The 25353-nt window shown below is 49.7% G+C and carries 45 protein-coding genes and 2 tRNA genes; all 47 read left to right on the forward strand.

The features are described from left to right. The first annotated feature begins 170 nt into the window (after positions 1-170). The 47 genes from tca_RS00005 to mvk all read left to right on the forward strand — a co-directional run bounded on the left by tca_RS00005 (position 171) and on the right by mvk (position 25336). The gene (locus tag tca_RS00005; RefSeq protein ID WP_286708908.1) at positions 171-977 is read left to right on the forward strand and encodes a putative RNA uridine N3 methyltransferase; all 807 of its coding nucleotides are present in this window, start codon (positions 171-173) and stop codon (positions 975-977) included. Between the two features lie 19 nt (positions 978-996). Continuing rightward, a complete protein-coding gene (rpl3p, locus tag tca_RS00010) occupies positions 997-2010 on the forward strand; it encodes a 50S ribosomal protein L3 (RefSeq protein ID WP_010875644.1) in 1014 nt (337 codons plus the stop codon). A gap of 12 nt (positions 2011-2022) precedes the next feature. Next, on the forward strand, positions 2023-2787 hold the full coding sequence (gene rpl4p, locus tca_RS00015; protein ID WP_115892755.1) for a 50S ribosomal protein L4: 765 nt from the start codon (positions 2023-2025) through the stop codon (positions 2785-2787). A 22-nt stretch (positions 2788-2809) separates the two neighbouring features. Continuing rightward, the gene (locus tca_RS00020) at positions 2810-3070 is read left to right on the forward strand and encodes a 50S ribosomal protein L23 (RefSeq protein ID WP_048060727.1); all 261 of its coding nucleotides are present in this window, start codon (positions 2810-2812) and stop codon (positions 3068-3070) included. A gap of 22 nt (positions 3071-3092) precedes the next feature. Then, positions 3093-3818: a 50S ribosomal protein L2 gene (locus tca_RS00025; RefSeq protein ID WP_010875647.1), complete on the forward strand. Its 726-nt coding sequence runs from the start codon at positions 3093-3095 to the stop codon at positions 3816-3818. Between the two features lie 16 nt (positions 3819-3834). Beyond that, on the forward strand, positions 3835-4245 hold the full coding sequence (gene rpsS / locus tca_RS00030) for a 30S ribosomal protein S19 (protein ID WP_115892756.1): 411 nt from the start codon (positions 3835-3837) through the stop codon (positions 4243-4245). Positions 4246-4257: 12 nt separating this feature from the next. Further along, entirely contained in the window at positions 4258-4719 is a 462-nt protein-coding gene (gene rplV, locus tca_RS00035; protein WP_286708909.1) for a 50S ribosomal protein L22, read from the forward strand. Positions 4720-4722: 3 nt separating this feature from the next. Then, entirely contained in the window at positions 4723-5499 is a 777-nt protein-coding gene (locus tca_RS00040; RefSeq protein ID WP_286708910.1) for a 30S ribosomal protein S3, read from the forward strand. A 46-nt stretch (positions 5500-5545) separates the two neighbouring features. Next, on the forward strand, positions 5546-5740 hold the full coding sequence (rpmC, locus tag tca_RS00045) for a 50S ribosomal protein L29 (RefSeq protein ID WP_010875651.1): 195 nt from the start codon (positions 5546-5548) through the stop codon (positions 5738-5740). A gap of 12 nt (positions 5741-5752) precedes the next feature. After that, positions 5753-6058, forward strand: a complete 306-nt coding sequence (yciH, locus tag tca_RS00050; protein WP_010875652.1) for a stress response translation initiation inhibitor YciH — start codon at positions 5753-5755, stop codon at positions 6056-6058. Between the two features lie 8 nt (positions 6059-6066). Further along, positions 6067-6348, forward strand: a complete 282-nt coding sequence (rnp1, locus tag tca_RS00055; protein WP_010875653.1) for a ribonuclease P protein component 1 — start codon at positions 6067-6069, stop codon at positions 6346-6348. Between the two features lie 10 nt (positions 6349-6358). Then, positions 6359-6679 (forward strand): 30S ribosomal protein S17, encoded by a 321-nt coding sequence (locus tca_RS00060; protein ID WP_010875654.1) that lies wholly within the window; start codon positions 6359-6361, stop codon positions 6677-6679. A 1-nt stretch (position 6680) separates the two neighbouring features. Next, positions 6681-7079: a 50S ribosomal protein L14 gene (locus tca_RS00065; protein WP_010875655.1), complete on the forward strand. Its 399-nt coding sequence runs from the start codon at positions 6681-6683 to the stop codon at positions 7077-7079. Positions 7080-7089: 10 nt separating this feature from the next. Next, positions 7090-7443 carry a 50S ribosomal protein L24 gene (gene rplX / locus tca_RS00070; protein ID WP_010875656.1) on the forward strand — a complete coding sequence of 118 codons (354 nt, stop codon included), beginning with the start codon at positions 7090-7092 and terminating at the stop codon, positions 7441-7443. A 2-nt stretch (positions 7444-7445) separates the two neighbouring features. Beyond that, complete coding sequence (locus tca_RS00075; protein WP_010875657.1) at positions 7446-8174, forward strand: 30S ribosomal protein S4e; 729 nt, start codon at positions 7446-7448, stop codon at positions 8172-8174. After that, positions 8175-8681 (forward strand): 50S ribosomal protein L5, encoded by a 507-nt coding sequence (locus tag tca_RS00080; RefSeq protein ID WP_010875658.1) that lies wholly within the window; start codon positions 8175-8177, stop codon positions 8679-8681. Between the two features lie 2 nt (positions 8682-8683). Continuing rightward, complete coding sequence (locus tca_RS00085; protein WP_010875659.1) at positions 8684-8836, forward strand: 30S ribosomal protein S14; 153 nt, start codon at positions 8684-8686, stop codon at positions 8834-8836. A gap of 14 nt (positions 8837-8850) precedes the next feature. Then, a complete protein-coding gene (locus tag tca_RS00090) occupies positions 8851-9243 on the forward strand; it encodes a 30S ribosomal protein S8 (RefSeq protein WP_048060728.1) in 393 nt (130 codons plus the stop codon). Positions 9244-9251: 8 nt separating this feature from the next. Next, positions 9252-9785 (forward strand): 50S ribosomal protein L6, encoded by a 534-nt coding sequence (locus tca_RS00095; protein WP_269899390.1) that lies wholly within the window; start codon positions 9252-9254, stop codon positions 9783-9785. Positions 9786-9798: 13 nt separating this feature from the next. Then, positions 9799-10125, forward strand: coding sequence for a 50S ribosomal protein L32e (locus tag tca_RS00100; protein WP_010875662.1), 327 nt, complete (start codon positions 9799-9801; stop codon positions 10123-10125). A 109-nt stretch (positions 10126-10234) separates the two neighbouring features. Next, a complete protein-coding gene (locus tag tca_RS00105; protein ID WP_010875663.1) occupies positions 10235-10681 on the forward strand; it encodes a 50S ribosomal protein L19e in 447 nt (148 codons plus the stop codon). A gap of 11 nt (positions 10682-10692) precedes the next feature. Then, complete coding sequence (locus tca_RS00110; RefSeq protein WP_010875664.1) at positions 10693-11271, forward strand: 50S ribosomal protein L18; 579 nt, start codon at positions 10693-10695, stop codon at positions 11269-11271. Between the two features lie 2 nt (positions 11272-11273). Next, complete coding sequence (rpsE, locus tag tca_RS00115; RefSeq protein ID WP_192961070.1) at positions 11274-11918, forward strand: 30S ribosomal protein S5; 645 nt, start codon at positions 11274-11276, stop codon at positions 11916-11918. Between the two features lie 12 nt (positions 11919-11930). Beyond that, positions 11931-12389: a 50S ribosomal protein L30 gene (gene rpmD / locus tca_RS00120; RefSeq protein ID WP_010875666.1), complete on the forward strand. Its 459-nt coding sequence runs from the start codon at positions 11931-11933 to the stop codon at positions 12387-12389. A 12-nt stretch (positions 12390-12401) separates the two neighbouring features. After that, a complete protein-coding gene (locus tca_RS00125) occupies positions 12402-12842 on the forward strand; it encodes an uL15m family ribosomal protein (protein ID WP_010875667.1) in 441 nt (146 codons plus the stop codon). A 16-nt stretch (positions 12843-12858) separates the two neighbouring features. Further along, on the forward strand, positions 12859-14229 hold the full coding sequence (gene secY / locus tca_RS00130; protein ID WP_269899391.1) for a preprotein translocase subunit SecY: 1371 nt from the start codon (positions 12859-12861) through the stop codon (positions 14227-14229). Between the two features lie 21 nt (positions 14230-14250). After that, positions 14251-14808 (forward strand): adenylate kinase, encoded by a 558-nt coding sequence (locus tca_RS00135; RefSeq protein ID WP_048060730.1) that lies wholly within the window; start codon positions 14251-14253, stop codon positions 14806-14808. Positions 14809-14826: 18 nt separating this feature from the next. Beyond that, complete coding sequence (locus tca_RS00140) at positions 14827-15393, forward strand: EMC3/TMCO1 family protein (RefSeq protein ID WP_010875670.1); 567 nt, start codon at positions 14827-14829, stop codon at positions 15391-15393. Between the two features lie 18 nt (positions 15394-15411). Further along, positions 15412-15678 (forward strand): 50S ribosomal protein L34e, encoded by a 267-nt coding sequence (locus tca_RS00145; RefSeq protein WP_010875671.1) that lies wholly within the window; start codon positions 15412-15414, stop codon positions 15676-15678. After that, the gene (gene cmk / locus tca_RS00150) at positions 15678-16196 is read left to right on the forward strand and encodes a (d)CMP kinase (RefSeq protein ID WP_115892764.1); all 519 of its coding nucleotides are present in this window, start codon (positions 15678-15680) and stop codon (positions 16194-16196) included. Before tca_RS00145 ends, cmk begins: the two co-directional genes overlap by 1 nt. Further along, complete coding sequence (locus tca_RS00155) at positions 16196-16423, forward strand: 50S ribosomal protein L14e (RefSeq protein WP_115892765.1); 228 nt, start codon at positions 16196-16198, stop codon at positions 16421-16423. The genes cmk and tca_RS00155 overlap by 1 nt, the downstream gene beginning before the upstream one ends. A 29-nt stretch (positions 16424-16452) precedes the next feature. Beyond that, positions 16453-17412 (forward strand): RNA-guided pseudouridylation complex pseudouridine synthase subunit Cbf5, encoded by a 960-nt coding sequence (locus tag tca_RS00160; protein WP_048060731.1) that lies wholly within the window; start codon positions 16453-16455, stop codon positions 17410-17412. Positions 17413-17473: 61 nt separating this feature from the next. Continuing rightward, positions 17474-17558, forward strand: a tRNA-Ser gene (locus tag tca_RS00165). A gap of 90 nt (positions 17559-17648) precedes the next feature. Next, positions 17649-18098: a 30S ribosomal protein S13 gene (locus tag tca_RS00170; RefSeq protein WP_010875675.1), complete on the forward strand. Its 450-nt coding sequence runs from the start codon at positions 17649-17651 to the stop codon at positions 18096-18098. 16 nt (positions 18099-18114) lie between these two features. Next, the gene (gene rpsD / locus tca_RS00175; RefSeq protein ID WP_010875676.1) at positions 18115-18630 is read left to right on the forward strand and encodes a 30S ribosomal protein S4; all 516 of its coding nucleotides are present in this window, start codon (positions 18115-18117) and stop codon (positions 18628-18630) included. A gap of 17 nt (positions 18631-18647) precedes the next feature. After that, entirely contained in the window at positions 18648-19040 is a 393-nt protein-coding gene (locus tag tca_RS00180) for a 30S ribosomal protein S11 (protein ID WP_010875677.1), read from the forward strand. A 1-nt stretch (position 19041) separates the two neighbouring features. Next, positions 19042-19836 (forward strand): DNA-directed RNA polymerase subunit D, encoded by a 795-nt coding sequence (locus tag tca_RS00185; protein ID WP_010875678.1) that lies wholly within the window; start codon positions 19042-19044, stop codon positions 19834-19836. Positions 19837-19839: 3 nt separating this feature from the next. Next, complete coding sequence (locus tca_RS00190) at positions 19840-20205, forward strand: 50S ribosomal protein L18e (RefSeq protein ID WP_010875679.1); 366 nt, start codon at positions 19840-19842, stop codon at positions 20203-20205. Between the two features lie 10 nt (positions 20206-20215). Then, complete coding sequence (locus tag tca_RS00195) at positions 20216-20638, forward strand: 50S ribosomal protein L13 (protein ID WP_115892767.1); 423 nt, start codon at positions 20216-20218, stop codon at positions 20636-20638. 15 nt (positions 20639-20653) lie between these two features. Further along, entirely contained in the window at positions 20654-21055 is a 402-nt protein-coding gene (locus tag tca_RS00200) for a 30S ribosomal protein S9 (protein ID WP_048061175.1), read from the forward strand. Between the two features lie 58 nt (positions 21056-21113). Then, a complete protein-coding gene (locus tca_RS00205) occupies positions 21114-21281 on the forward strand; it encodes a DNA-directed RNA polymerase subunit N (RefSeq protein WP_010875681.1) in 168 nt (55 codons plus the stop codon). Then, a tRNA-Pro gene (locus tca_RS00210) sits at positions 21282-21404 on the forward strand. It abuts the gene before it with no gap. 54 nt (positions 21405-21458) lie between these two features. Continuing rightward, positions 21459-21638 (forward strand): DNA-directed RNA polymerase subunit K, encoded by a 180-nt coding sequence (locus tag tca_RS00215; protein ID WP_162828720.1) that lies wholly within the window; start codon positions 21459-21461, stop codon positions 21636-21638. A gap of 51 nt (positions 21639-21689) precedes the next feature. Next, positions 21690-22940, forward strand: coding sequence for a phosphopyruvate hydratase (eno, locus tag tca_RS00220; RefSeq protein WP_010875683.1), 1251 nt, complete (start codon positions 21690-21692; stop codon positions 22938-22940). Positions 22941-22967: 27 nt separating this feature from the next. Next, on the forward strand, positions 22968-23564 hold the full coding sequence (gene rpsB, locus tca_RS00225) for a 30S ribosomal protein S2 (RefSeq protein ID WP_010875684.1): 597 nt from the start codon (positions 22968-22970) through the stop codon (positions 23562-23564). A 10-nt stretch (positions 23565-23574) separates the two neighbouring features. Then, positions 23575-24414 carry an AmmeMemoRadiSam system protein B gene (gene amrB, locus tca_RS00230; protein ID WP_115892768.1) on the forward strand — a complete coding sequence of 280 codons (840 nt, stop codon included), beginning with the start codon at positions 23575-23577 and terminating at the stop codon, positions 24412-24414. Between the two features lie 10 nt (positions 24415-24424). Continuing rightward, a complete protein-coding gene (gene mvk, locus tca_RS00235) occupies positions 24425-25336 on the forward strand; it encodes a mevalonate kinase (protein WP_115892769.1) in 912 nt (303 codons plus the stop codon). Positions 25337-25353: the final 17 nt, after the last annotated feature.

Raw genomic sequence — 25353 nt, forward strand, 5'->3', positions numbered from 1 at the left:
CCTCACCAGCGGAAAGTTTAAATATGGATACCATACAATTTTTAGTACCTATTGCAATCTGCGGTGGATCCGCTCACATTGTATGCCCTGATACGATGTGGTCTGTGGTTTTACTTGCCCAGTCTGCATTGTGGAAATATTTATAAATAGATCCGGACAGATATTAATAGATGAATAGAGTAGATTTGTCCATATTTATCCCGGATTCACTGACGGCTGAGACAGGGGATCTCAAAATAAAGACCTACAAGGTGGGTCTCATTGCACGGGCCGCTTCGATATTCGGGGTTAAGCGTATAGTGATCTATCACGATGATGCAGATGGAGAGGCAAGGTTTATTAGGGATATCCTGACTTATATGGATACACCTCAATACCTTCGCAGGAAGGTTTTCCCGATAATGAGGGAGTTGAAACATGTGGGGATACTCCCACCTCTGAGAACTCCCCATCACCCAACCGGAAAACCCGTTACTGGTGAATACAGACAGGGACTGACAGTTAAAAGGGTAAAGAAAGGAACTCTTGTGGATATTGGCGCAGATAAACTTGCACTGTGCAGGGAAAAACTGACAGTGAATAGGATAATGAGTTTCAGGGTTGTCAGGTTGGGTAAGGAAATACTGATAGAGCCCGATGAACCAGACGATAGATACTGGGGATACGAGGTACTGGATACCCGGAGGAACCTCGCAGAGAGCCTTAAAACATTAGGTGCCGATGTTGTCGTGGCAACATCCAGGAAAGCTTCGCCCATTACTTCTATTCTGGATGAAGTAAAAACGAGGATGAGGGGGGCCCGCGAGGCGGCCATCCTCTTTGGCGGTCCTTACAAGGGATTACCAGAGATCGACGCGGATATATGGGTTAACACCCTTCCAGGTCAGTGTACTGAAACTGTAAGGACTGAAGAGGCTGTTTTAGCTACTCTTTCAGTATTTAACATGCTAACTCAGATTGATGAAAAAGATGAATGATGTAAGGAGGTAAAGTTAAATGGCTAGACATCATCAACCAAGAAAAGGATCAGTTGCATTCAGTCCAAGGAAAAGGGCGGCAAGGGAAACCCCGAGGGTCAAGTCCTGGCCCCAGGTGGATGAGCCAGGACTCCTCGCCCTCGCAGGTTACAAGGCAGGGATGACACATGTCATGATGGTTGATAACCAGAAGAATTCCCCCACAGAGGGGATGGAGGTCTCAACTCCCGTCACAATCCTTGAGGTTCCACCCCTGACAGTGATGGCTGTGAGGACCTACGAAAAGACCAGCAGGGGTCTCAAGACCCTAGGCGAGGTCCTCGCAACAGAGACAAAGGATGACCTCAGGAGGAAACTCACCCCACCTGCAGATGACTACGACCAGGAAGCCGCCATTGAGAAGATAAGATCAAACATGGAGTACGTTGCAGATGTGAGGGTCATAGTCCACACAAACCCACGACTTGCAAGTGTTCCCAAAAAGAAACCCGAGGTATTCGAGTGCGGACTGGGCGGCAAGACCCCCGAGGAGAAATTTGAATATGCACTTGAGATCCTTGGAAAGGATGTCAGGGCGTCAGAGATATTCTCTGAGGGCGCCTTTGTTGATGCGATAGCCGTGACCAAGGGTAAGGGATTCCAGGGTCCTGTCAAGAGATGGGGTATAAGGATACAGTACGGTAAGGCTGCAAGGAGCAGTAAGGGAAGACACATAGGTTCACTGGGTCCATGGACACCATCAAGGACCATGTGGACCGTCCCACAGGCAGGTCAGATGGGCTACCACAGGAGGACCGAGTACAACAAACAGATACTCAAGATCGGTGACGCCAGCGAGGCCGACCTTGTAAACCCTGATGGTGGCTTTGTAAGATACGGGTTAGTCAGGAACGATTACGTCATGATTAAGGGGTCAGTTCCAGGCCCAACAAAGAGGCTCGTGGTTCTCAGGAAGGCCATAAGGGCTGCAGGTAAACAGGAAGAAGCACCCCAGATAAACTACATCAGCACAGCATCAAAACAAGGAGTATAAGAGTGGTTCAAAATGAAGATTAAGGTTTATTCCCTAGAAGGTGAAGCCATAGATGAGATGGAACTTCCTGAAATTTTCAACGAAGAATTCAGACCCGACGTCATAAAGAGGGCTGTCCTCTCAGCACAGACAGCAAGGGTACAGCCATGGGGTCCAGATCCAATGGCAGGTAAGAGGACATCTGCACAGTCCTATGGTGCCGGACGCGGCGTTGCAATGGTTCCACGTATAAAGAATGGTTCAAGGGCCGCCTTTGTTCCACAGGCAGTGGGCGGTAGAAGGGCTCACCCCCCAAGGCCCCAGAAGAACTACCATGAAAGGATAAACAGGAAGGAGAGGCGACTTGCAATAAGGTCCGCAGTTGCAGCGACAGCCAGGAAGGACCTTGTGGAGGCAAGGGGTCACAGGATAGAGAACGTACCCCAGCTGCCACTGGTGGTCGACGACGAACTCTCCATGATTAAAAGGACCGCCGATACAAGGGAAGTCTTCAGGAAACTTGGAATCATGGACGACATTGTAAGGGCGAAGGAAGGCAAAAAGATACGAGCAGGAAAGGGAAAGATGAGGGGTAGAAAGTACAGGACACCCAGGGGTCCCCTCATAGTCGTTGGAGACGATAAGGGGATAACAAGGGGTGCGAGGAACCACCCGGGCGTTGACGTGGTAAGGGTGGAAAACCTCAACGCAGAGCTACTGGCCCCTGGAACACATCCTGGAAGACTGACCGTCTTTACAAGATCAGCAATAGAAAAACTTGATGAACTATTCCAGTAAAGAAGGAGTGACGGTGTATATTATGGATCCATATGCTGTTATTATGAAGCCACATGTCACAGAGAAGAGCATGAACCTTATAGATCAGAACAATGAACTGGCATTTGTGGTTATGAGGAAAAGCACAAAGAAGGATGTGAGGAGGGCCTTTGAGGAGCTCTTCGCAGTTAAGGTTGAGAGGGTCAACACACAGGTAACTCCCAGGGGCCAGAAGATAGCCTACATAAAACTGGCCAAGGAACACAGTGCAGAGGACATAGCGGTTAAACTGGGAGTATTCTAAAAATAACCAGGAGGATATTCGGATGGGAAAAAGGTTAATATCACAGAGGAGAGGAAGGGGAACTCCCACCTACAGAAGTGCATCTCACCGTTTCAAGGGCAAAATAAAATACCGCGCCTATGACTCCATTGAGAGTGAGGGCTCCCTCAAGGGGAAGGTCGTTGATATAATGCACGACCCTGGAAGGACAGCCCCCGTTGCCCGTGTTAAATTTGAAAACGGTGAGGAACGCCTGATACTCGCACCTGAAGCTTTAATGCTCAACGAAGAGGTTGAATGCGGAGTGAAGGCAAGGGTTAAACCAGGAAACTCACTTCCACTTAGTGAGATTCCAGAGGGGACACCCATATACAACATCGAAAACAGACCAGGGGACGGAGGAAAACTCGTAAGGTCCTCTGGAACATACGCTTCTCTAATCACCCATGACGCTGACAAGGCAGTTATTGAACTCCCATCAGGTGAACTGAAGGCACTCAACCCCCAGTGCAGGGCCACCGTTGGCGTTGTTGCTGGAGGAGGTCGAAGGGAGAAACCATTCCTCAAGGCCGGTAAGAAGTACCATGCCCTCAGGGCAAAGGGTAAGAAGTCCGTCACAGTCAGGGGTGTTGCAATGAACGCAGTTGATCACCCTCACGGTGGTGGAAACAGACAGCATCCTGGAAGACCAACAACCGTCTCAAGGCATGCTCCTCCAGGACGAAAGGTTGGTTCAATAGCTGCCAGAAGAACAGGGAAAAGGAGATAAATAAGGAGGTGACCTATTGGCACGTAAAGAGTTTAGGTATCGCGGCTACACCTTGGAAGAACTGCAGGAGATGCCACTTGACGATGTAATCAAGTTGTTCCCATCAAGGCAGAGAAGATCCCTCAAAAGGGGATTCCTACCAAGGCAGAAGAAGGTACTCGAAAAGATAAGGAAGATAAAGAAAGAGGGAAAGACTGAGGGAAGGCCACCGGTCATCAGGACACACTGCAGGGACATGATAGTGCTTCCTGAGATGGTTGGAATGACCTTCGGTATCCACAATGGTAAGGAATTTGTGGAGGTCAAGATCCAGCCAGAAATGATCGGCTGTTACTTCGGTGAATTTGCACCCACAAGGAAGAAGGTTGAGCACGGAGATCCCGGTATGGGAGCTACAAGATCCTCAATGTTCGTGCCTCTTAAATAAGGAGACTAGACAATGGCTAAGGTTAAATACGCTTATAAAGAGGAAGACAGGTCAGGAACAGCCAGGGCATCAGCGACTCACCTCAAGATATCACCAAAGCACGCAGTGGAGATCTGCAGGGAGATCAGGGGAATGGAACTCGAAAAGGCCAAGAAGTACCTTGAAGAGGTCATCAGGATGGAGAGGCCAGTCGCCTTCAAGAGATACAACAAGAAGGTCGGCCACAGGAGGGGTCTCAATGGCTGGGCCAGCGGTCGTTACCCTGTGAAGGCAGCAGGTCAGATACTCAAGGTCCTTGAGAACGCAGAGGCCAACGCAGAGTACAAGGGACTCGACACAGAGAAACTCAGGATAATCCACATATCCAGTCACCGGGGGCCAGTTATAAGGGGCTGGATTCCAAGGGCCTTTGGAAGGGCCACACCATTCAACACACCAACAACACACGTTCAGATAGTTCTGGGGGAGGCATAAATTTTGATAGAAAAAGATTTTGTCGTTGAAGGTCTCAGAAGGACAAGGATAGACGAATACCTTGAAAAGGAACTTGAAAGGGCAGGATACGGTGGCATGGATGTCCAGGTCACACCAATGGGTACAATGGTTGTGGTCTACGCTGAGAGGCCGGGTATGGTCATCGGACGTGGCGGTAAGACAGTGAGGGCCATAACACAGAAACTCAAAAACAAGTTCGACCTTGAGAACCCCCAGGTTGAGGTCAAGGAGGTTGATGTCCCCGAACTCAACCCCAAGATAATGGCCCACAAGATAGCTGCAATGCTCCAGAGGGGTATGCACTTTAGGAGAGTCGCATACACCACAATGAGGAGAATCATGGCTGCAGGTGCCCAGGGTGTTGAGGTCACCATTTCAGGTAAGATAAGGGGTGCCCGTTCAGCCACAGCAAAGTTCACCGATGGTTACATAAAGAAATGCGGTGAACCATCAGTCAAGCATGTAAGGGAAGGATTTGCCACTGTACAGCTCAAACCAGGTGTTCTTGGGGTATACGTACGTATAATGCCTCCTGATGTTGTTCTACCTGACAAGGTTGAAATAGAGGCTCCAAGGGTCACTGAAACTCCTGCAGAGGAAACCTCAGAGGCCTCAGAGGTTGTTGAAGATCTTGAGGAGGTTGAGGACCTGGAAGAGATCGAGGACCTTGAGGAGGTTGAGGATCTCGAGGAGGTTGAGGACCTGGAAGACACTGAGGCAGAGAAGAAGGACGCAGATGGTGAAGAATCTGAAAAATAATATATATGGACAGATTCATATCAGTGAATAATAGAAAGGGATTGAAATGGCGATACTTAGGAGCGAAGAGATAAGGGAAATGGATGGGGAGGAACTCCAGAAGAAACTGGATGAACTCAAGGCAGAATACGCCCGGTACATTTCCAAGAGCGCTGCTGCCGGGATCCATGAGAACCCCGGTAAGATGAGGGAAATCCGAAGAACAATAGCCCGTGTTCTCACCATCATGAATGAAAAATAGAAGGAGAAATAAATGAAAATCTGCGATGTATGTGGTCTTCCGGAAGAACTTTGCGTCTGCGAGGAAATAGCACGCGAAGTTCAGACACTAAAGGTCTACACAGTGAGGCGAAGATTCGGTAAAGTGATGACCATCATTGAGGGCATCGATGAACACGATATAGACATAAAGGAGCTCACTAAGATACTGAAGGCAAGATGTGCTTGTGGAGGCACAGCCAAGAAAGGCCAGATAGAACTTCAGGGGGATCATAAGAAGAAGGTCAAGGAAGTTCTGGCAGATATGGGCTTTTCATCAGATACGATTGAGATAAGGTAGGGGTTACCTTGATAACCCCCAGGAATATTTTCAGGCATGAGCTTATTGGCCTTTCTGTGAGAATAGCCAGGAGTGTTCACAGGGACATTCAGGGAATATCGGGAAGAGTCGTGGATGAAACCAGGAATACCCTTAGAATCGAAATGGATGACGGCCGGGAAATAACGGTTCCAAAGGGAATAGCCGTCTTCCATTTCAGAACACCGCAGGGTGAACTTGTTGAGATTGATGGTAGAGCTCTGGTGGCTCGTCCTGAGGAGAGAATAAAGAAGAAATTTAGAAAACCATAGTGGTGATAGAATGGTCGGCATTGATGTTCCAGAACCTAAATCTAAATGTAGTGATCCTAACTGTCCTTTCCACGGTGACCTCCCCCTCAGGGGTCAGATACTGGAAGGAACCGTAGTCAGTGACAAGGCAGAAAGGACAGTGACTGTTGAAAGGAGTTTCTACAAATTTATACGCAAATATGAACGATACGAAAAGAGGAAATCCAAGATAAAGGCCCACAAACCTGACTGCATAGATGTCAGGGTAGGGGACACAGTGAAAATTGCTGAATGCAGACCCCTCAGCAAGACCAAGAACTTCGTTGTTGTCGAGGTGAAGGGGGAAGAGTAAAATGAAGGCAATAGCATCCAAGGTTACCAGGGCATTACCTGTAGGGGCCAGACTCCAGTGCGTCGACAACACAGGTGCAAGGGAAGTCGAGATAATCTCAGTCAGGGGATACAAGGGTGTTCGAAGAAGACTTGCAGCAGCAGGTGTTGGCGACATGGTTGTTGTCTCCGTAAAGAAGGGAACAGTTGACATGAGGAGAGAGGTCCTCAACGCCGTTATTGTAAGGCAGAAAAAGGAATACAGAAGGCCCGATGGATTGAGGGTGAAATTCGAGGATAACGCTGCAGTTATAGTGAGTCCTGAGGGAGTCCTCAAGGGTTCAGAGATAAGGGGTCCTGTTGCAAAGGAAGCTGCTGACAGGTGGCCCAGTGTGGGAAGCGCAGCAAGCATAATAGTGTAAGGGTGATAGAATGTCAAAACAGCCCAGAAAGCAGAGGAAGTACATTTATGAAGCACCATTACACGCTCGTCGAAAGATGATGAGCGCAAATCTCAGCAGGGAACTCAGGGAAGAGTATGGGAGAAGGTCCCTGCCCCTAAGGAAGGGAGACAAGGTTGAGATTCTCAGGGGTGACTTCAGGGGACATGAAGGTAAGGTTGAGAAGGTGGACCTCAAGAGGTACAGGGTTTACGTTGAGGGGGCCACAATACAGAAAGTTGATGGGACAACAGTCTACTTCCCGCTACACCCATCAAACCTGAGAATAGTTGACCTCAACCTTGACGATGAGAAAAGAATTAAAATCTTAGAACGGAAGGGATAAAAATGGCAATAATGGCATCAAGAAAACATCTTAAACGATTCAAATCACCGGTTCACTGGCCAATTCATCCCAAGGAATACAAATGGACAGTTAAACCATCTCCAGGTCCCCACGCTATTGAGAACTCACTGCCTCTCATGATCATTGTGAGGGACATCCTGAAGGTTGCAGACAATGCAAGGGAAGCCAGGAAGATAATAAACAGTGGAGAGGTCCTGGTGGATGGAAGACCAAGGAAGAACTACAAGTTCCCGGTCGGATTCATGGACGTTGTCAGCATACCCAGGACAGGAGACGTCTACAGGGTGCTCCCTGATGAAAGGGGAAGGCTGGTTCTCCACCCCATAGATGAGGAAAACGCAGGCTTCAAACTCTGCAAGATAGTGAACAAGACAACCATTAAGGGAGGCAGGACCCAGCTCAACCTCCATGACGGCCGTAACTACCTCTCAGATGATGAATTCAGGGTGGGAGACGTTGTAAAGCTCTCAATACCCGAACAGGAAATCCTTGAGAGGATACCATTTGAGAAGGACAGCCTCGGCCTTGTGACAGGCGGACGGCACACCGGTGAAATAGGCAAGATCAAGAAGATAAACATAACAAGGTCTTCAATGCCAAACACAGCCGTCATCGAGACCGGTGCAGGCAAGACATTCCTGACACTCAAGGACTACGTTTTCGTCATAGGAAAGGACGAGTCAGTGATCTCACTTCCAGGAGGGAAATAGATGAACCCGATGGAGGAAGTAAGGATATTCAAGGTCACCCTTAACATAGGTGTTGGTGAAGGCGGTGAAAAGCTTGCAAGGGCCGAGAGGCTTCTTGAGGAGATGAGCGGCCAGAAACCAGTGAGGACACACTCAAAGGTCACCAACCCTGAATTCGGTATAAGGAAGAAACAGCCCATCGCATGCAAGGTCACCCTCCGCGGTGAAAGGGCCGAGAAGGTACTCAAAATGTTCCTTGAGGGAATAGGTAACAGGTTAAAGGCCAGCCAGTTTGATGAGTATGGTAACGTTTCGATGGGTATAGATGAACACATAGACATACCTGGAATGAAATACGACCCTGAGATAGGGATCTTTGGTATGAACCTTTCTGTCACCTTTGAGAAGCCAGGTCACAGGATAAACAGGCGAAGGATACAGCGCAGGAAGGTTCCTCAGAAGCACAGGGTCAGCCGCGAAGAGGCAATCGAATTCATGAAGGAAAAATTCCAGGTTAAAATAGTCTGAAGGTGATTGTATTGCCAAGGAAATATGGAAAGGCATCAAGGAAATGCTCAAGATGCGGGGATCACTCTGCCCTTGTCAGGAGATACGGGTTAATGCTCTGCAGGCAGTGCTTCAGGGAACTCGCACCTAAAATAGGGTTTAAAAAGTACAACTAAAAGAGGTGTTTACTGTGACTCTTATGGATCCTCTTGCAAACGCCCTGACCAACATAAGAAACAATGAGATAAGGGGTAATGTCAAGTGCAGGATAACCCCCGCCTCAAAACTTATAGGGCGAGTGTTAAGGACAATGCAGAAGGAAGGCTATATCGGTGAATTCGAATACGTTGACGACGGCAGGGCCGGGAAATTCATAGTTGAACTTGAGGGAAACATAAACCACTGTGGAGTTATAAAACCCAGGCACGCAGTTAAGAAGGACGAATTCGAGAAATTTGAGAAGAGATACTTGCCAGCTAAGAACTTCGGGATAATAATCGTATCAACCCCTGAGGGAATAATGACCCATAAAGAGGCCAAGGACAGGGGTATTGGTGGTAGACTGCTGGCATATGTCTACTAGGTGATAACATGGTTCTAGCAGCTCTAATCCGGGAAGAGATACCCATCCCTGATGGTGTGGATGTCACCATCGATGGTGGCGTCACCGTTAAGGGCCCCAAGGGGGAACTTTCCCGAAAATTCAACCATTCAGAGATATCGATGGCTGTTGAAGATGACAAGGTGGTTCTCGAGGTTAAATTCCCTAAAAAGAAGGATAAGGCCATGATAGGGACCGTCAGGGCCCACATAAGCAACATGATAACAGGTGTTACCGAGGGCTTCAGATACCGCATGAAGATAGTTTATGCTCACTTTCCAATGAGTGTGAAGGTGGCAGGGGATAAGGTTGTCATTGAGAACTTCCTCGGTGAACGCCACCCCAGGACCGCAAGGATCGTTGGTGACACAAAGGTCCAGGTCAAGGGCGATGAGGTTGAGATAACAGGTATCAACAAGGAGCACGTGGGACAGACCATGGCCAACATCGAACAGGCCACCAAAATCAAGGGAAGGGACCCAAGGGTTTTCCAGGACGGCATATACCTTGTGAGCAAGGAATAGGGACGGTGATTCGATGAGGAAAAAATTTAAAAGACAGGAATACGCCCGATACAAGAAATTAGGGGAAAAATGGAGGAGACCAAGGGGCAGAACAAGCAAAATGAGGAGGTATGAAAAGGGTAAACCCGCTATGCCTGCAATAGGCTACAGGAAACCCAGTGAAGTTAGGGGTCTCCACCCATCAGGATACGAGGATGTCCTGGTTTCCAACATGAGGGAACTTGAGGCACTGGACCCTGAAAAACAGGCTGCAAGAATAGCTTCAGCTGTGGGGGCCAGGAAAAAAACCCTGATGCTTGAGAAGGCAAGGGAACTCGGCATCAAGGTTCTCAACCCGTAGGGAGGACTGGAAGGGGCATATTTTCCAGTCCAGCGAAAAAACTTTTTAAGGGGATACCTGAAATTTTTCGGGTTTATCAGCAAATGCTGAATACAAGGAGGTTTCTTGAATGAATCTTACTACTCAGAAGAGATTAGCTGCAGACATACTCAAGGTAGGGGTTAACAGGATATGGATAGACCCTGAAAGGATCGATGAGGTTTCAAGGGCAATAACAAGGGACGGTGTGAAGCAGCTAATAAAGGATGGCGCAATAAAGGCCAAACCCAAGAAGGGTATAAGCAGCTACAGGTCAAAGAAGATAGCCCAGCAGAAGAAGAAGGGACGAAGAAGGGGACCTGGAAGTATAAAGGGTGCAAAGGGTGCCAGAAGGCCCAAAAAGGATGAGTGGATGACCACCATAAGGGCACTGAGAAAGGACCTCAAGGAGATGAGGGACAACCGCGAAATAAACAAGAGCACCTACCGTAAACTGTACAAGATGGCCAAGGGCGGAGCCTTTAAGAGCAAATCTTACATGAAGACCTATGCCCGGGACCACGACATGCTCAGGTAGGAGGGATTTGATTGGCACATGGACCAAGATACAAGCTGGCATTTAGAAGAAGAAGGGAAGGTAAAACTGATTACCGGGCCCGCTACAAAATGGTAGAAACAGGTAAATCAAGGCTCGTCGTCAGGATAACGACATATCACGTTATTGCACAGATAATCAACGTGGGCATGAACGGAGACGAAACACTTGTCTCAGCCCACTCAAAACAGCTCCAGAAAATGGGATGGCTTGGAGGTACAAGCAACACAGCAGCAGCCTACCTCACAGGTTACCTGTGCGGTAAAAGGGCTCTGAAGGAGGGTATAGAGGAGGCTGTCCTTGACATAGGACTGAGACCAGCCATCAGGGGCTCAAAGGTATTCGCTGCACTCAAGGGGGCTGTTGACGCAGGACTCAATGTACCCCACGGTGAATCAGTGCTGCCCGATGAATCAAGAATCAGGGGAGAACACATAATGGAGTACGCAGAATCCCTTGATGAGGAAGAACTCCGGAAGAGGTTTTCAAAGTACCTTGAAAGGGGTCTTTCCCCTGTGGATCTGCCGGAACACTTTGATGAAATCAAAAAGAGAATAGATGAAGAGGTATGATTATGAACTTCAACATGGAGGAATGGGAGCCAAGGACCCAGCTGGGACGCCTTGTAAAGGAGGGTGTCATAACAAGCATCGATGAGATCTTTGAAGAGGGACACCCCATAATGGAACTTGAGATAATCGATGCACTGCTTCCTGACCTTGAGGAGGAAGTTATCGACGTCAACCTTGTCCAGAGGATGCACAAGTCAGGGAGAAAGGTTAACTTCAGGGTCATTGTTGCAGTTGGTAACAAGGACGGTTACGTCGGACTCGGGCAGGGTAAGGCAAGGGAGGTCGGTCCCGCCATCAGGAAGGCAGTTGACGATGCAAAGTTCAACATAATAAAGGTCAGAAGAGGATGCGGTGACTGGGGATGTGTCTGTGGAAGGGAACACACCGTACCCTTCAAGGTCTCCGGTAAGAGCGGCAGTGTCCGCGTGACCCTCATACCCGCACCTGGTGGTGTTGGACTCGCAATAGGTGACGTGGGCAAGACCATAATGAGACTTGCAGGTATAGACGATGTATGGTCACATACACGTGGACAGACACAGACCACAGTTAACTTCGCCAGGGCAACCTTCGACGCCCTCAAACAGCTGAGCAAAGTAAAGGCAAGCGAGAAGGACCTTAAGAACCTCGGTGTTTGCAGTACCTGAAGGTGATTCTAGATGTTCGCAGTAGTAAGGGTAAGGGGATCAGCAGGTGTTCGAAGGGACATAGCTGACACCATGGAAATGTTAAGGCTCAACAGGATAAACCACGCCGTCCTGGTTGAGGACACACCCAGCTACCTTGGCATGCTCCAGAAGGCCAAGGACTACATAACCTGGGGTGAAGTCGACCAGGAAACCCTGACAGCCATGATAAGGAAGAGGGGAAGACTCATCGGGGGAGACAGGATAACCGATGAGTACATAAATGAGAAAACCGCTTACGGTTCCGTCGATGAGTTTGCTGCAGCCGTCTTCAGCGGCGAGGTTAAACTTGAGGAAGCAGGAATAAAACCTGTATTCAGACTGCACCCCCCAAGAAAGGGATACGAAGGCATAAAAAAGGCCTTCAATGAGGGCGGAAGCCTTGGATATCGCGGCGAAAAGATAAATGACCTTTTGAAAAGGATGATCTAGGAGGAATCACTCATGATCAGAAAAAGACGAAAGATCACAAGGATGAGGGGCTCACGCACCGTCGGTGGAGGATGCTCCAAGAAGAGGAGGGGAGCAGGTCACCGCGGTGGTAGAGGACAGGCCGGTGGGCACAAACACCACTGGACATGGATAGTCAAGTACGACCCAAAACACTTCGGGAAATACGGCTTCAAGAGGCCCCAGAAACTCATAAAGAGGCTGGAAACAGTTAACCTGGCCTACCTGGATGAAATGATACCAGAACTCCTTGAGAGGGGAGTTGCATCCGAGGAGGACGGAATGGTGGTGCTGGATGTCCGCGACCTTGGATTTGAAAAGGTCCTCGGAAGCGGAAGGATCACAAGGCCCGTCCATCTCAAGGCATACGAGTTCTCCAGGAGCGCCACCGAGAAGATCGAAGAGGCCGGAGGAAAGGCTGAAGTCATAGAGTGAAACCAGCTGACAAGGAGTGGAGCAGTTGAAGGAAAAATTTGAACCCCTATTCTCAGTCCTGCCCCAGGTAAAGTCACCTGGTTACAGGGTTCCCTTCAGGGAGAAACTCAAATGGACGGGCATAATCCTTGTCCTTTATTTCTTCCTGGCCCAGATACCCCTTTATGGTTTGAGTGCAAATGCAGTGGACCAGTTTGCCCAGCTCAGGGCTGTGCTCGCAGGAAACTTTGGTTCAATACTCACCCTGGGTATAGGTCCAATAGTATCAGCATCAATCATACTCCAGCTCCTGGTAGGGGGTAAGATCCTTAAACTTGACCTTTCGAGGCATGAGGATAAGGCGTTTTTCCAGGGACTGCAGAAGCTCCTTGCCATTGTATTCACATTCTTCGAGGCCCTGATATTCGTACTCACAGGGTCACTGGCACCATCAGCTCCACAGTTTGTCTGGGTCCTCATACTCCAGCTCACCATCGGAGGGATACTGATAATATTCCTTGATGAGGTGGTTTCCAAGTGGGGATTCGGTAGCGGTGTCGGACTATTCATCGCAGCGGGAGTATCCCAGGAGATAATCGTGGGTGCATTCAACCCGCTCTCAGCACCCACCCAGCCAGGGGTGCCTGCAGGTAGAATAACAGGTTTCCTCTACCTCCTATTCACAGGGCAGTCACCGGACTTCCAGTACTATGTGCTCCCTGTACTGGCCCTCATAGCTGTGTTCCTTGTGGTTGTATACGCGGAGAGTATGCGTGTTGAGATACCCATATCCATGGGTGGGGGTAAGAGGCTCTCAAGGGGTGCTGTTGGAAAGTATCCCCTCAGGTTCATATACGCAAGTAACATGCCGGTTATACTCACAAGCGCCCTCCTCCTCAACGTCCAGCTCCTTGCCAATGTCTTCCAGAAACTGGGATACCCCATACTGGGTACCGTCAGCAATGGACAGGCAGTTGATGGGCTGGCATATCTCCTGACAGCCCCCAGGTCCATCGACGCCCTCATACTCGACCCCTTCAGGGTCGTCTTCTATGCGGTTGTATTCATCGGACTCTGTGTCCTCTTTGCCTGGCTCTGGGTTGAGATAAGTAACATCGGCCCGAGGCATGTTGCGAGGCAGCTGTACCAGATGGGTATGCAGATACCTGGCTTCAGGAGCAGCAGGGGCCAGTTTGAGAAGATACTTAAACGCTACATACCCACCATAACCATACTTGGTGGAGCATTTGTGGGGCTCCTTGCATTCGTGGCTGACCTCACAGGTTCACTCGGTGGAGGAACAGGTGTACTTCTCACCGTGGGTATAGTTTACAGACTCTATGAGGAGATAGCCCAGGAACAGCTCATGGACATGCACCCGATACTTCGAAGCTTCCTGGGTGATTAGAACTAAATCGGAAGTGGTACCATGAAGGTTGTTGTAGTTGCGGGAATACCTGGTTCAGGAAGCACAACGGTCCTTGAGAACACCCTTAAGGAGCTTGACTATCTCAATGTGAACTACGGGGACGTCATGCTTGAAATAGCGGTTGAGAAGGGCCTCGTTGAAAACAGGGATCAGATGAGGACACTCCCACCTGAGGTTCAGAAGGATATACAGAGGGCTGCTGCGAAAAGTATAAGAGAAAGGTCACTGGAGAATAATATAATCGTCGACACACACTGCACCATAAAGACGCCCGCTGGTTTTCTGCCAGGTCTTCCAGTATGGGTACTTGAGGAACTGGAACCTGACATGTTTGTGCTTGTTGAAGCCGATGCAGAGGAGATCTTCACAAGGAGAATAAGTGACAAAACAAGGGACAGGGATGTGGAGTCCCTGCAGGAGATTGACCTGCATCAGCAGATGAACAGGGCCGCTGCGATGGCCTATGCAACACTCACAGGCGCAACGGTTAAAATAGTTAAGAACCATAACAACCAGCTTGAGTCTGCAGTCAGTGAGATGAAAAGCGTTCTGGAGTAAGGTAAAGAGGAAAATAAAATGGTGCTTGAAATTGTTTACGGGGCGCTGAATGCTGTTTTCGGCCCATTCATTGCAATGGACCCGAATCCACAGAACCCCATCTTAACGGTTTTCCTGATATCGGCCATCGTGGCCTTCGTAATAACCCTGGCCAACAAGCTCCTTGTGGACCAGGAGAGGCTGGAGGAACTCAAGGTTGAGATGCAGGAATTCCAGCAGGAAATGATGGAGGCAAGGAAGAAGAATGACATGGCTGCACTGGAGGAGATCCAGAAGAAACAGATGGAGTTCATGGATAAGCAGCGCGAAATGATGACCATGTCATTCAAGCCGATGATAGTCACATTCATACCAATAATCCTTGTCTTCTACTGGATGGGACAGGAGCCACACATAGTCAATACACTGGTCATATTACCCCAGATTGCATACTACGTCCTCCTTGTCCCCCTGTGGCACATGTTCTATGGCATGCCACCAAACGCCCCATCCTATGCCATAGGATGGCTCGGATGGTACATATTATGCTCCTTTGCCATGTCCCAGATATTCAGGAAATTCATGGGACTTAAAGGTGGAATGTAAGGTTATGGAGAGATAAAAATGCCAGAGTTAAGATACAGATCCAGATCATATAAGAGAATCTTCAAGAAAACACCTGGAGGAAGGACAGTTACCCATTACCGCAGAAAGAAACCTTCAAAGCATGTATGTGCTGGCTGCGGAAAGCCACTCCACGGTGTTCCAAGAGGAAGACCCTACGAGATAAGAAAACTCTCAAAATCCAAGAAGAGGCCCAACCGACCATACGGTGGTTACTACTGCTCAAGCTGCGCACGCAAAGTCTTTAAAAAAGAGGCAAGGTCATAATGATCATAACCATCGGTGGTCTGGCAGGAACCGGCACAACGACAGTCGCCAGGATACTCTCTGAGAGGATGGGTATCCCCTGTGTATCTGCTGGAGATGTCTTCAGGCAGATGGCTGCTGAGAGGGAACTTGACATCCTTGAATTCAGCAGGATTGCAGAGGAAAACCCTGAAATTGACATTGAAATTGACAGGAGACAGGCCAGACTTGCAGATGAACACGAGGACCTCATACTTGAGGGCAGACTCTCTGCCCACTTCGCAAGGGCCGACCTTAAGGTGCTCCTCATAGCGCCCTTCGATGTCAGGGCCCAGCGCATAAGTGTCCGGGAATCAAAGGACATAGAGACGGTCAGAGAGGAGATCCGGATACGTGAGAGGAGCGAGGCCCAGAGGTACAGGGAGATTCATGGAATAGATGTGGATGACCTTGAGGTATATGACATTGTGATAAACACCAGCCGTTTTGACGCCGAGGGCGTGGCTGACATCATACTAAAAGTTACTGAGGTGATTTAATGGCAGCAATAGAAGTTGGAAGAGTATGTGTAAAAACCGCAGGAAGAGAAGCCGGTGAAAAATGCGTGATACTCGATATCATCGACAAAAACTTCGTTGAAGTTGTGGGTGTTAACGTTAAAAATAGAAGGTGCAACGTGAGCCACCTCGAACCCACTGAGAATAAGATAGAACTCAAGTCAGATGATATTGAGGAGATAAAGAAGGAACTTGAATCCCTGGAATAAACCCACCTCTTTTTTTGCAGGTATCCCTCATGGCAAACTTCATTGAACTAAAGGAGGCCACCACAAACCCTGACTACGGGTGCCCACCGGCTGAACGGGACATTGAGGCCCATATATCCATGGGTGTTGTGAACCTTGATAAACCCTCAGGTCCAACATCCCATCAGGTGGATTCATGGGTCAGGGACATGCTCCACGTGGAGAAGGTGGGACACGGCGGCACACTCGACCCGAAGGTTACTGGTGTGCTCCCCCTGGGAATAGACAGGGCCACCAGGGTCATGCAGCTCCTCCTGGAGGCTCCTAAGGAGTACGTTTGCCTCATGAGGGTCCACAGGGAGGTGGATGAGGAAAGAATAAGGGAGGTCCTGGGGGAATTTCAGGGGAAGATATTCCAGATACCCCCACTCAAATCCGCAGTTAAAAGGGATCTCCGCGTCAGAACAATCTACCGTGTGGATATACTGGAGGTGGATGGTCAGGATGTTCTCTTCAGGATAGCCTGTGAGGCGGGGACCTATGTGAGAAAGTACTGCCACGATGTTGGCGAGGCCCTTGGTGCAGGTGCCCACATGGCTGAACTCAGACGCACAGCCGTGGGACCCTTCACAGAGGAGGGCCTTGTGACACTCCATGATCTCAAGGACGCATACCAGTTCTGGGTTGAGGATGGAGATGAGACCTTCCTGAGGGAGTGCATCCTCCCCATGGAGTTTGCAGTGGGTCACCTCCCCCGTGTGGTTATCCTGGACTCGGCGGTTGATGCAATATGCCATGGCGCTGATCTTGCACGTGGCGGTATAGCCGGACTGGATGATAACATAGCCTGGGGGGACACCGTCGCCATAATGACCCTCAAGGGCGAACTGGTGGGTGTTGGCGAGGCATCCATGTCTGCACTGGATATTGCAGCGGCAGATGGTGGTCTTGTTATTGAAACCCGCAAGGTCTTCATGGAACCGGGAACCTACCCGAGGATGTGGCGCTAGAAACCGACGGCAGCAATACTTAAATAGATGTCATAATATACAGTTATATGATACATCCTGTGCCGGGATAGCCTAGCCAGGTAAGGCGCAAGACTGGAAATCTTGTGGAGCTTTGCTCCTCCTGGGTTCAAATCCCAGTCCCGGCGTCGGTTAAAGCAACCCTGTTGCACCTACGACTCTTATGAAGAATTCGCAAACCCCCGTCCCGCGAATTCACTCTTACTGGAGGTTAATGAATGGAAGAAGAATTCAAACATATGGTTCGTATTGCCAGAAAGGACATTGATGGTAATAAGACCATGGAAAATGCCCTTACAAGTATAAAGGGCGTTGGTAAGGCTCTTTCAAGGGCAATAATCATGTCAGCAGGATACGATCTCAATCAGAGAATAGGCTACCTTTCCGATGAGGAAATAGAGAGACTTGAAGAGGCCATAAAGAACCCTGCCAAGTATAACATCCCATCATGGATGATCAACAGGCGTAACGATTACGAGACAGGCGAGGACAAGCACCTCATAGAATCTGACCTCGAAATGTGCCTCAGAGAGGACCTCAACAGGATGAGGAAAACAAGGAGCTACAAGGGAAGGAGACACGAACTTGGACTACCTGTCAGGGGACAGAGGACAAAGTCAACATTTAGGAAAGGCTCCTCAGTTGGTGTGAGAAGGAAGAAGAGATAGTTAAGGAGATGTTAAAATGGGACACCCACGTAAGGCAAGGAAAAAGTATGATACTCCACCTCACCCATGGAACGCTGAAAGAATAAAGGAAGAAAACAGGCTCGTGGCAAAATACGGCCTCAAGAACAAGAAGGAAGTCTGGAAAGCAGAGACAATGGTGAGGAGATACAGGAGGGACGCAAGGTACCTCCTTGGTATGGCCAGTGAACACACAGGGAAGGAGAGGGAACAGCTCCTGGGCCACCTCGTCAGGACAGGAATACTCAACGAGGGCGCCAAACTCGAGGACGTCCTGGACCTCACAGTGGAGGACGTGCTCAGGAGAAGACTCCAGACACTGGTCCACAAGAGGGGACTTGCAAGGACCGTGAAGGAGGCCAGGCAGATGGTCATCCACGGCCACATAGCCCTTGACGGAAGGAAGATCGACGCCCCGGGATACATAGTTAAAAGGGGAGAAGAGGATAAGATAGGGTTCTACCCATCATCCCCAATGAAAAAACAGATAGAAGCAGCCCAGGACGCTGAATAATTTCAGGGAGAGATAAAATGGCTGAGAAGGAAAAATGGGGAATTGCAAATATTTACTCATCATTCAACAACACAATAATCACCATCACAGACATAACCGGTGCAGAGACCATAACACAGTGGTCCGGTGGTAAGGTTGTGAGGGCGGACCGTCAGGAGTCCTCACCCTTCGCTGCAATGGAGGCCGCAACAAGGGCAGCTGATGATGCAAAGGAGAAGGGCATCGTCGGCCTGCACATAAAGGTCAGGGCTCCTGGTGGAAACGGTCCAAGGACACCCGGACCAGGTGCACAGGCAGCCATAAGGGCACTGGCAAGGGCTGGAATGAGGATAGGTAAAATTGAGGATGTAACTCCCATACCTCACGATGGAACAGGTAGACCTGGAGGTAAGAGGGGAAGAAGGGTCTAAAATGGATATTGCTCTTAAGGAAAAAACTGATACCGAAATGGTCTTTGTGGTCAGCGGCGTCACGGTTCCATTCATAAACGCCATAAGGAGGATCTGCATGATGGAGGTCCCCAAACTGGCAATTGAGTACGTCAACATGTACAGGAACGACGCCAAGATGTTCGATGAGGTACTGGCCCACAGGCTGGGGCTTGTACCCCTTGCAGCTGACCCTGAATTTGCTGAATCCCTTAAAATGCCTGAGGAGTGCGACTGTGAGGAGTACTGCTCAGAGTGCAGTGTATCCCTCACCCTCAGGAAGAAGGGCCCGGGTGTTGTTTACTCAGGGGATCTTGTTTCAGAAACACCCGCAGTTAAACCGGTTTACCCTGACATTCCCCTTGTGAAGCTTGGAGATGATGATGAGCTTGAACTGGAGGCCGTCGCACAGCTGGGTGTGGGAAGGGAACATGCGAAATGGGAACCCACCACAGCATGCGCATACAAATACTACCCCAGGATAGAGTTCAGTGAAGACTGTGACGAGTGCCTTGAATGCATCGAGGCATGCCCGAGGGATGTTCTTGGAGAGGAATCAGGTAAACCCGTGGTTGTTGACCTTGAAAACTGTTCAATGTGCAAGAGCTGTGTCAGGGCATGTGATAAGAGGGCCATAGATGTGGGATACGAGGAAGGCAAGTTCATATTCAGGATAGAGACCGACGGATCAGTTGACCCAAAGGATGTTCTCCTTAAGGCCTGTGACATCCTCAGGGACAAGGCAGAGCAGGTAATAACATTTTGTGAAGGAGGCTAACCAATGGTAAGGAAGATTACCAAGACGAATCCCAATCTTATAAAACTCATACGTAATCTCAGGAAAAAATCATCCCAGGAAGGCGCAGCAATCTGGAAGGACGTTGCAAGGAGACTCGAAAGGCCCACAAGGAACAGGGCTGCAGTCAATATATCCAAGATAAACAGGCACTCCGATGAGGATGAAACAGTTCTCGTGCCTGGAAAGGTCCTTGGAAGCGGAAACCTTGACCACAGGGTCCAGGTTGTTGCCCTGTCATTTTCACAGACAGCAAGGGATAAGATCGAGAGGGCCGGGGGAGAGTGCCTGACACTCGGAAAAATTGTTGAAGAGAACCCGGCCATTAAGAACATAAAGATAATAGAATAAGGTGTTGCTCATGATCATCAACGGAGAAGGACATATCCTTGGAAGACTGGCAAGTGTCGTCAGCAAGAAGCTCCTTGAGGGGGAGGAAGTGATCGTCTTAAATGCCGAGAAGATCCTGATCACAGGTTCTAAGGAATGGGCATACGGCAAGTACAAGCAGAGGATTGACAGGGCCAGCATATCCAACCCCAGAAGGATGGGTCCCAAGTACCCCAGAAGGCCCGACGACATATTCAGAAGGACCGTGAGGGGCATGCTACCCTACAAGAAATCAAAGGGAAGAGAAGCCTTCAAGGGCCTCAAGGCATATGTGGGTATTCCACGTGAATTCAAGGATGAAGAAATGGTTGAAATACCCGATGCAAAGGCAGGCAGCATAAAAAAGGGAATGGAACTCGGAGAGATCTCAGAACTTCTGGGTGCTAAATTCTAGATAGGGAGTGTAATCATGAAGAAGGTTATTCACACAAGCGGCAAAAGGAAAACCGCCATTGCAAGGGGGACCATCAGGGAAGGTAAGGGTAGAGTGAGGATCAACAAGGTCCCGGTTGAACTCTACACACCTGAACTTGCAAGGCTCAAGATCATGGAACCACTGAAACTTGCCGGCGACGTTATAAATGACGTTGACATAAACGTCAGGGTCGTTGGTGGGGGTATAGTTGGACAGGCCGAGGCTGCAAGGATGGTCATCGCCAGGGGACTCGTGGACTGGACCAGTGACATGGACCTCAAGGAGAAGTTCGTACAGTACGACAGGACAATGCTGGTGGGAGACCCCAGACGTTCAGAGCCCAAGAAGTACGGGGGCCGAGGCGCCCGTGCAAGGAGACAGAAGAGTTACAGGTAGATCAATCGATAACTTTATATATTTTTATTTTATAAACTAAAGAGTAGAATGATTCAGTATGATTCCAGTAAGATGTTTAAGCTGCGGAAAACCTGTATCAGCCTATTTCAATGAGTATCAGAGGAGAGTGGCTGATGGAGAGGACCCCAAGGACGTGCTTGATGACCTGGGTCTCAAGAGGTACTGCTGCAGACGAATGTTAATTTCACATGTTGAGACATGGTAGGGGACCGTAGGGTAGCTTGGTCCATCCTCCCAGCCATTGAAGAAGTTTCCGGACTTTTCAACTGGAACGGGGATGGTCAGCACCGGAACGCTGGAGACCCGAGTTCAAATCTCGGCGGTCCCATCAAATCGAATCCAAGAACCTCTATTTTAATGTTTTTCTTGGAGGCATATGCATATGGCGTCAAAAAAACTCACACGTTTTGAAAGGGCTAGGCTGATAGGTGCCAGGGCACTCCAGATATCAATGGGTGCAAGACCACTCGTTGAGATCAAGGAGTCACTGGACCCTGTTGATATAGCCAGAAAGGAACTTGAAAAGAAGGTCATGCCACTGGACGTTAGAAGAGACAAATAAACTCTAATAAACCACTATTTTTCAGTCTAGAGTTTATTATGAGGTGTTTTAATGGAAAGTATTATTGAAGATGTTAGAGTAAGGAAAATTCTTGACAGCAGGGGAAACCCGACGGTTGAGGTTGATGTTATAACCTGGAACGGCTTTGGAAGGGCTGCAGCCCCCAGCGGTGCAAGCACAGGTTCCAGGGAGGTTGCAGCCTTCCCATCAGGGGGGGTTGATGAGATAATAACAGAGGTCGAGGATATAATCTCCTCAGAACTCATAGGAATGGATGCAGTGGACCTCCAGGACATAGACCTCGTCCTAAAGGAGATCGACGGGACCGAAAATCTCTCATCTCTGGGAGGTAACACCGTGGTGGCTGTTTCAATGGCAACCGCAAAGGCAGCAGCATCATCCTACAACATGCCCCTCTACAGGTTCCTCGGCGGAAACCTTGCAACATCCATACCCTACCCCCTGGGTAACATGATAAATGGGGGGGCCCACGCAGGAAAAAACGCCCCTGACATACAGGAGTTCCTGGTTGTGCCTGTGGGTGCTGAGGACATAACCGAGGCGGTTTTCGCAAATGCAGCCGTCCATAAGAGGATAAGGGAGCTCATCCAGAAGAAGGACCCGTCCTTTGCAGGAGGTAAGGGTGATGAGGGCGGATGGGTGCCCAGCCTCTCAAACGGGGACGCCCTGGAGATACAGGCCACTGCCTGTGAGGAGGTAACAGATGAACTCGGTGTTGAGGTGAGACCATCGCTGGACCTTGCAGCGAGCGAATTCTGGGACCCTGAGATTGAGAAGTACGTCTACAGGCAGGAGAACGTCCAGAAGGACACAGGCGAACAGATAGAATTTGTTAAGGAGATAATTGAAACCTATGACATGTACTATGTCGAGGACCCCCTCCATGAGGGAGACCTTGAGGGTTTCGCCGAGCTGACATCCCTGGTTGGTGACCGCTGCATGATCTGTGGTGACGATATCTTCGTGACCAACAGGGAGATACTCAGGGAGGGTATAGAGATGGGTGCAGCCAACGCCATAATCATCAAGCCCAACCAGATAGGCACCCTCACAGACACCTACCTCACCGTCAAACTGGCCCTCGAGAACAGGTACACCCCTGTGGTTTCACACAGGTCAGGTGAGACAACAGATGATACCATAGCCCACCTTGCGGTGGCCTTCGGAGCACCCCTCATAAAGACAGGTGCAATAGGCGGTGAGAGGATAGCCAAACTCAACGAACTCATACGCATACAGGAAGAGATTCCATATTCAAGGATGGCTGATCTGCCATTTTAAATATTGAAACTTATTTGAGGTGATAGATTGTCAGAACTACTAATACCACTGGACAAATACCTTGCAGCAGGACTGCACATTGGAACACAGCAGAAAACAGCTGATATGGAGAAGTACATTTACCGTGTGAGATCAGACGGACTCTACGTCCTCGATATAAGGAAGACAAATGACAGGGTAATCGCGGCTTCAAAGTTCCTCTCAAAGTATGAACCCGATGACATCCTCGCTGTTTCAACAAGACAGTATGGACAGGAACCTGTGAGGAAATTCGGTGAAGTTACAGGTGCAAGGACCATACCTGGAAGGTTCATACCCGGTACACTCACAAATCCTAACTATGCGAAGTTCATTGAACCGGAGGTCCTGGTGGCCACAGATCCAAGATCAGATTCACAGGCAATCATCGAGGCCAAACAGATAGGCATACCTGTGGTTGCCCTCTGTGACACTGAAAACCTCCTTGGAAATGTTGATATAGCAATACCCGTCAACAACAAGGGACGTAAGGCCATAGCCCTTGTCTACTGGTTACTGGCAAGGCAGTTCCTCCGGGAGAAGGGCATCCTCAAGGAGGATGAGGACCTGGACATACCTCCAACAGAGTTCGAACTGAAGATCTAGAAGTGGTCATATGATAAGGAGACCTGCAGTGGCGGGAGCTTTCTATGAACGGGACCCCGCGGCCCTCAGAAGGCGCATTGAATGGTGTTTCGAGCATGAGCTCGGACCCGGCACCCTTCCGGCAGTGGGGTCCATGAGGAGGATAAAGGGGGTGATCGCCCCCCACGCAGGTTACATGTATTCAGGACCCGTGGCAGCACACGCCTACCATGAGCTGGTATCCGATGGAATCCCCGGGACCCTGGTGATAATCTGCCCCAACCACACAGGGATGGGGTCAGGTGTATCGCTTATGCAGCAGGGTGCATGGGAGACACCCCTCGGTACAGTGGAGATAGACTCAGAGCTTGCAGAAGCCATTGTGAGAGAATCAGGGATCATAGACCTGGATGAGACAGCACACCTCGCCGAGCACAGCTGTGAGGTGCATGTACCCTTCATCCAGTACTTCACAGATAACTTCAGGATAGTTCCAGTTACCATGTGGATGCAGGGCCATGAGACAGCCGCCGATGTTGGACATGCGGTCGCATCAGCCATCAGGGAAACCGGAAGGGATGCGGCTGTCATCGCAAGCACAGACTTCACACACTACAGTCCACAGGACATTGCTGAAGCCACCGACAGAAGGATCATTGACAGGATAACAGCAATGGATGATACCGGCATGTACGGTGTTATCAGTGAACTCAACGCAACCATGTGCGGTTATGGGCCGGTAGCGGCTACCATCATAGCCTCAAGGATTCTTGGAGCCACAGAATGCGACCTACTGAGATATGCAACAAGTGGAGATGTTACCGGTGACCGCAGCTCGGTGGTGGGCTACGCCTCACTTGTCCTGAGATAAGGGTGAAACATTGAAGTCGTCGGCATCCGCACCTGCCAAGGCCATTCTTTTTGGTGAACACGCAGTGGTCTACAGCAAGCCGGCAATAGCAGCCGCCATAGACCGCAGGGTGACTGTAACCGTAAGTGAATCCAGCAGCACCCATGTAACCATCCCCTCCCTGGGTATACGCCACAGTTCAGAGAGACCATCCGGTGGCATCCTGGACTACATCGGGAGGTGCCTCGAGCTTTACCATGACGCATCACCCCTTGACATCAGGGTGGAGATGGAGATACCCGCCGGTTCAGGCCTAGGTTCATCGGCTGCACTCACCGTTGCACTGATAGGTGCCCTCGACAGGTACCATGGAAGGGATCATGGACCCGGGGAGACAGCAGCCAGGGCCCACAGGGTGGAGGTTGATGTACAGGGAGCCGCCAGCCCCCTTGACACAGCCATCAGCACCTATGGGGGCCTTGTATACCTTGACAGCCAGAGGAGGGTGAGGCAGTTTGAGGCCGACCTGGGGGACCTTGTAATAGCACACCTTGACTATTCAGGGGAAACAGCCAGGATGGTTGCCGGCGTAGCTGAAAGGTTCAGGAGATTCCCGGATATCATGGGGAGGATAATGGACACAGTTGAGTCCATAACCAATACAGCATACAGGGAACTTCTAAGGAACAACACAGAACCCCTGGGGGAGCTCATGAACCTCAACCAGGGGCTGCTGGACTCCATGGGCGTTTCCACACGTGAACTTTCAATGATGGTCTATGAGGCAAGGAACGCCGGGGCAGCAGGTTCAAAGATCACAGGAGCCGGCGGCGGCGGGAGCATAATAGCCCACTGCCCGGGATGTGTGGATGATGTTGTCACGGCCCTTAACAGGAACTGGAAAGCCATGAGGGCAGAGTTTTCGGTTAAGGGACTCATCTAATATTCACAGGGTGCATA

Source organism: Methanothermobacter sp. EMTCatA1 (assembly GCF_002356395.1).
Classification (GTDB): domain Archaea; phylum Methanobacteriota; class Methanobacteria; order Methanobacteriales; family Methanothermobacteraceae; genus Methanothermobacter; species Methanothermobacter thermautotrophicus.

Excerpts from the sequence above, each read along its gene's own strand:
- tca_RS00005 (WP_286708908.1), top strand. The coding sequence starts at position 171 with ATGAATAGAGTAGATTTGTCCATATTTATCCCGGATTCACTGACGGCT.
- rpl3p (WP_010875644.1), top strand. The coding sequence starts at position 997 with ATGGCTAGACATCATCAACCAAGAAAAGGATCAGTTGCATTCAGTCCA.
- rpl4p (WP_115892755.1), top strand. The coding sequence starts at position 2,023 with ATGAAGATTAAGGTTTATTCCCTAGAAGGTGAAGCCATAGATGAGATG.
- tca_RS00020 (WP_048060727.1), top strand. The coding sequence starts at position 2,810 with ATGGATCCATATGCTGTTATTATGAAGCCACATGTCACAGAGAAGAGC.
- tca_RS00025 (WP_010875647.1), top strand. The coding sequence starts at position 3,093 with ATGGGAAAAAGGTTAATATCACAGAGGAGAGGAAGGGGAACTCCCACC.
- rplV (WP_286708909.1), top strand. The coding sequence starts at position 4,258 with ATGGCTAAGGTTAAATACGCTTATAAAGAGGAAGACAGGTCAGGAACA.
- rpmC (WP_010875651.1), top strand. The coding sequence starts at position 5,546 with ATGGCGATACTTAGGAGCGAAGAGATAAGGGAAATGGATGGGGAGGAA.
- yciH (WP_010875652.1), top strand. The coding sequence starts at position 5,753 with ATGAAAATCTGCGATGTATGTGGTCTTCCGGAAGAACTTTGCGTCTGC.
- tca_RS00060 (WP_010875654.1), top strand. The coding sequence starts at position 6,359 with ATGGTCGGCATTGATGTTCCAGAACCTAAATCTAAATGTAGTGATCCT.
- tca_RS00065 (WP_010875655.1), top strand. The coding sequence starts at position 6,681 with ATGAAGGCAATAGCATCCAAGGTTACCAGGGCATTACCTGTAGGGGCC.
- rplX (WP_010875656.1), top strand. The coding sequence starts at position 7,090 with ATGTCAAAACAGCCCAGAAAGCAGAGGAAGTACATTTATGAAGCACCA.
- tca_RS00075 (WP_010875657.1), top strand. The coding sequence starts at position 7,446 with ATGGCAATAATGGCATCAAGAAAACATCTTAAACGATTCAAATCACCG.
- tca_RS00080 (WP_010875658.1), top strand. The coding sequence starts at position 8,175 with ATGAACCCGATGGAGGAAGTAAGGATATTCAAGGTCACCCTTAACATA.
- tca_RS00095 (WP_269899390.1), top strand. The coding sequence starts at position 9,252 with ATGGTTCTAGCAGCTCTAATCCGGGAAGAGATACCCATCCCTGATGGT.
- tca_RS00100 (WP_010875662.1), top strand. The coding sequence starts at position 9,799 with ATGAGGAAAAAATTTAAAAGACAGGAATACGCCCGATACAAGAAATTA.
- tca_RS00105 (WP_010875663.1), top strand. The coding sequence starts at position 10,235 with ATGAATCTTACTACTCAGAAGAGATTAGCTGCAGACATACTCAAGGTA.
- rpsE (WP_192961070.1), top strand. The coding sequence starts at position 11,274 with ATGAACTTCAACATGGAGGAATGGGAGCCAAGGACCCAGCTGGGACGC.
- rpmD (WP_010875666.1), top strand. The coding sequence starts at position 11,931 with ATGTTCGCAGTAGTAAGGGTAAGGGGATCAGCAGGTGTTCGAAGGGAC.
- tca_RS00125 (WP_010875667.1), top strand. The coding sequence starts at position 12,402 with ATGATCAGAAAAAGACGAAAGATCACAAGGATGAGGGGCTCACGCACC.
- tca_RS00135 (WP_048060730.1), top strand. The coding sequence starts at position 14,251 with ATGAAGGTTGTTGTAGTTGCGGGAATACCTGGTTCAGGAAGCACAACG.
- tca_RS00140 (WP_010875670.1), top strand. The coding sequence starts at position 14,827 with ATGGTGCTTGAAATTGTTTACGGGGCGCTGAATGCTGTTTTCGGCCCA.
- tca_RS00145 (WP_010875671.1), top strand. The coding sequence starts at position 15,412 with ATGCCAGAGTTAAGATACAGATCCAGATCATATAAGAGAATCTTCAAG.
- cmk (WP_115892764.1), top strand. The coding sequence starts at position 15,678 with ATGATCATAACCATCGGTGGTCTGGCAGGAACCGGCACAACGACAGTC.
- tca_RS00155 (WP_115892765.1), top strand. The coding sequence starts at position 16,196 with ATGGCAGCAATAGAAGTTGGAAGAGTATGTGTAAAAACCGCAGGAAGA.
- tca_RS00160 (WP_048060731.1), top strand. The coding sequence starts at position 16,453 with ATGGCAAACTTCATTGAACTAAAGGAGGCCACCACAAACCCTGACTAC.
- tca_RS00170 (WP_010875675.1), top strand. The coding sequence starts at position 17,649 with ATGGAAGAAGAATTCAAACATATGGTTCGTATTGCCAGAAAGGACATT.
- rpsD (WP_010875676.1), top strand. The coding sequence starts at position 18,115 with ATGGGACACCCACGTAAGGCAAGGAAAAAGTATGATACTCCACCTCAC.
- tca_RS00180 (WP_010875677.1), top strand. The coding sequence starts at position 18,648 with ATGGCTGAGAAGGAAAAATGGGGAATTGCAAATATTTACTCATCATTC.
- tca_RS00185 (WP_010875678.1), top strand. The coding sequence starts at position 19,042 with ATGGATATTGCTCTTAAGGAAAAAACTGATACCGAAATGGTCTTTGTG.
- tca_RS00190 (WP_010875679.1), top strand. The coding sequence starts at position 19,840 with ATGGTAAGGAAGATTACCAAGACGAATCCCAATCTTATAAAACTCATA.
- tca_RS00195 (WP_115892767.1), top strand. The coding sequence starts at position 20,216 with ATGATCATCAACGGAGAAGGACATATCCTTGGAAGACTGGCAAGTGTC.
- tca_RS00200 (WP_048061175.1), top strand. The coding sequence starts at position 20,654 with ATGAAGAAGGTTATTCACACAAGCGGCAAAAGGAAAACCGCCATTGCA.
- tca_RS00205 (WP_010875681.1), top strand. The coding sequence starts at position 21,114 with ATGATTCCAGTAAGATGTTTAAGCTGCGGAAAACCTGTATCAGCCTAT.
- tca_RS00215 (WP_162828720.1), top strand. The coding sequence starts at position 21,459 with ATGGCGTCAAAAAAACTCACACGTTTTGAAAGGGCTAGGCTGATAGGT.
- eno (WP_010875683.1), top strand. The coding sequence starts at position 21,690 with ATGGAAAGTATTATTGAAGATGTTAGAGTAAGGAAAATTCTTGACAGC.
- amrB (WP_115892768.1), top strand. The coding sequence starts at position 23,575 with ATGATAAGGAGACCTGCAGTGGCGGGAGCTTTCTATGAACGGGACCCC.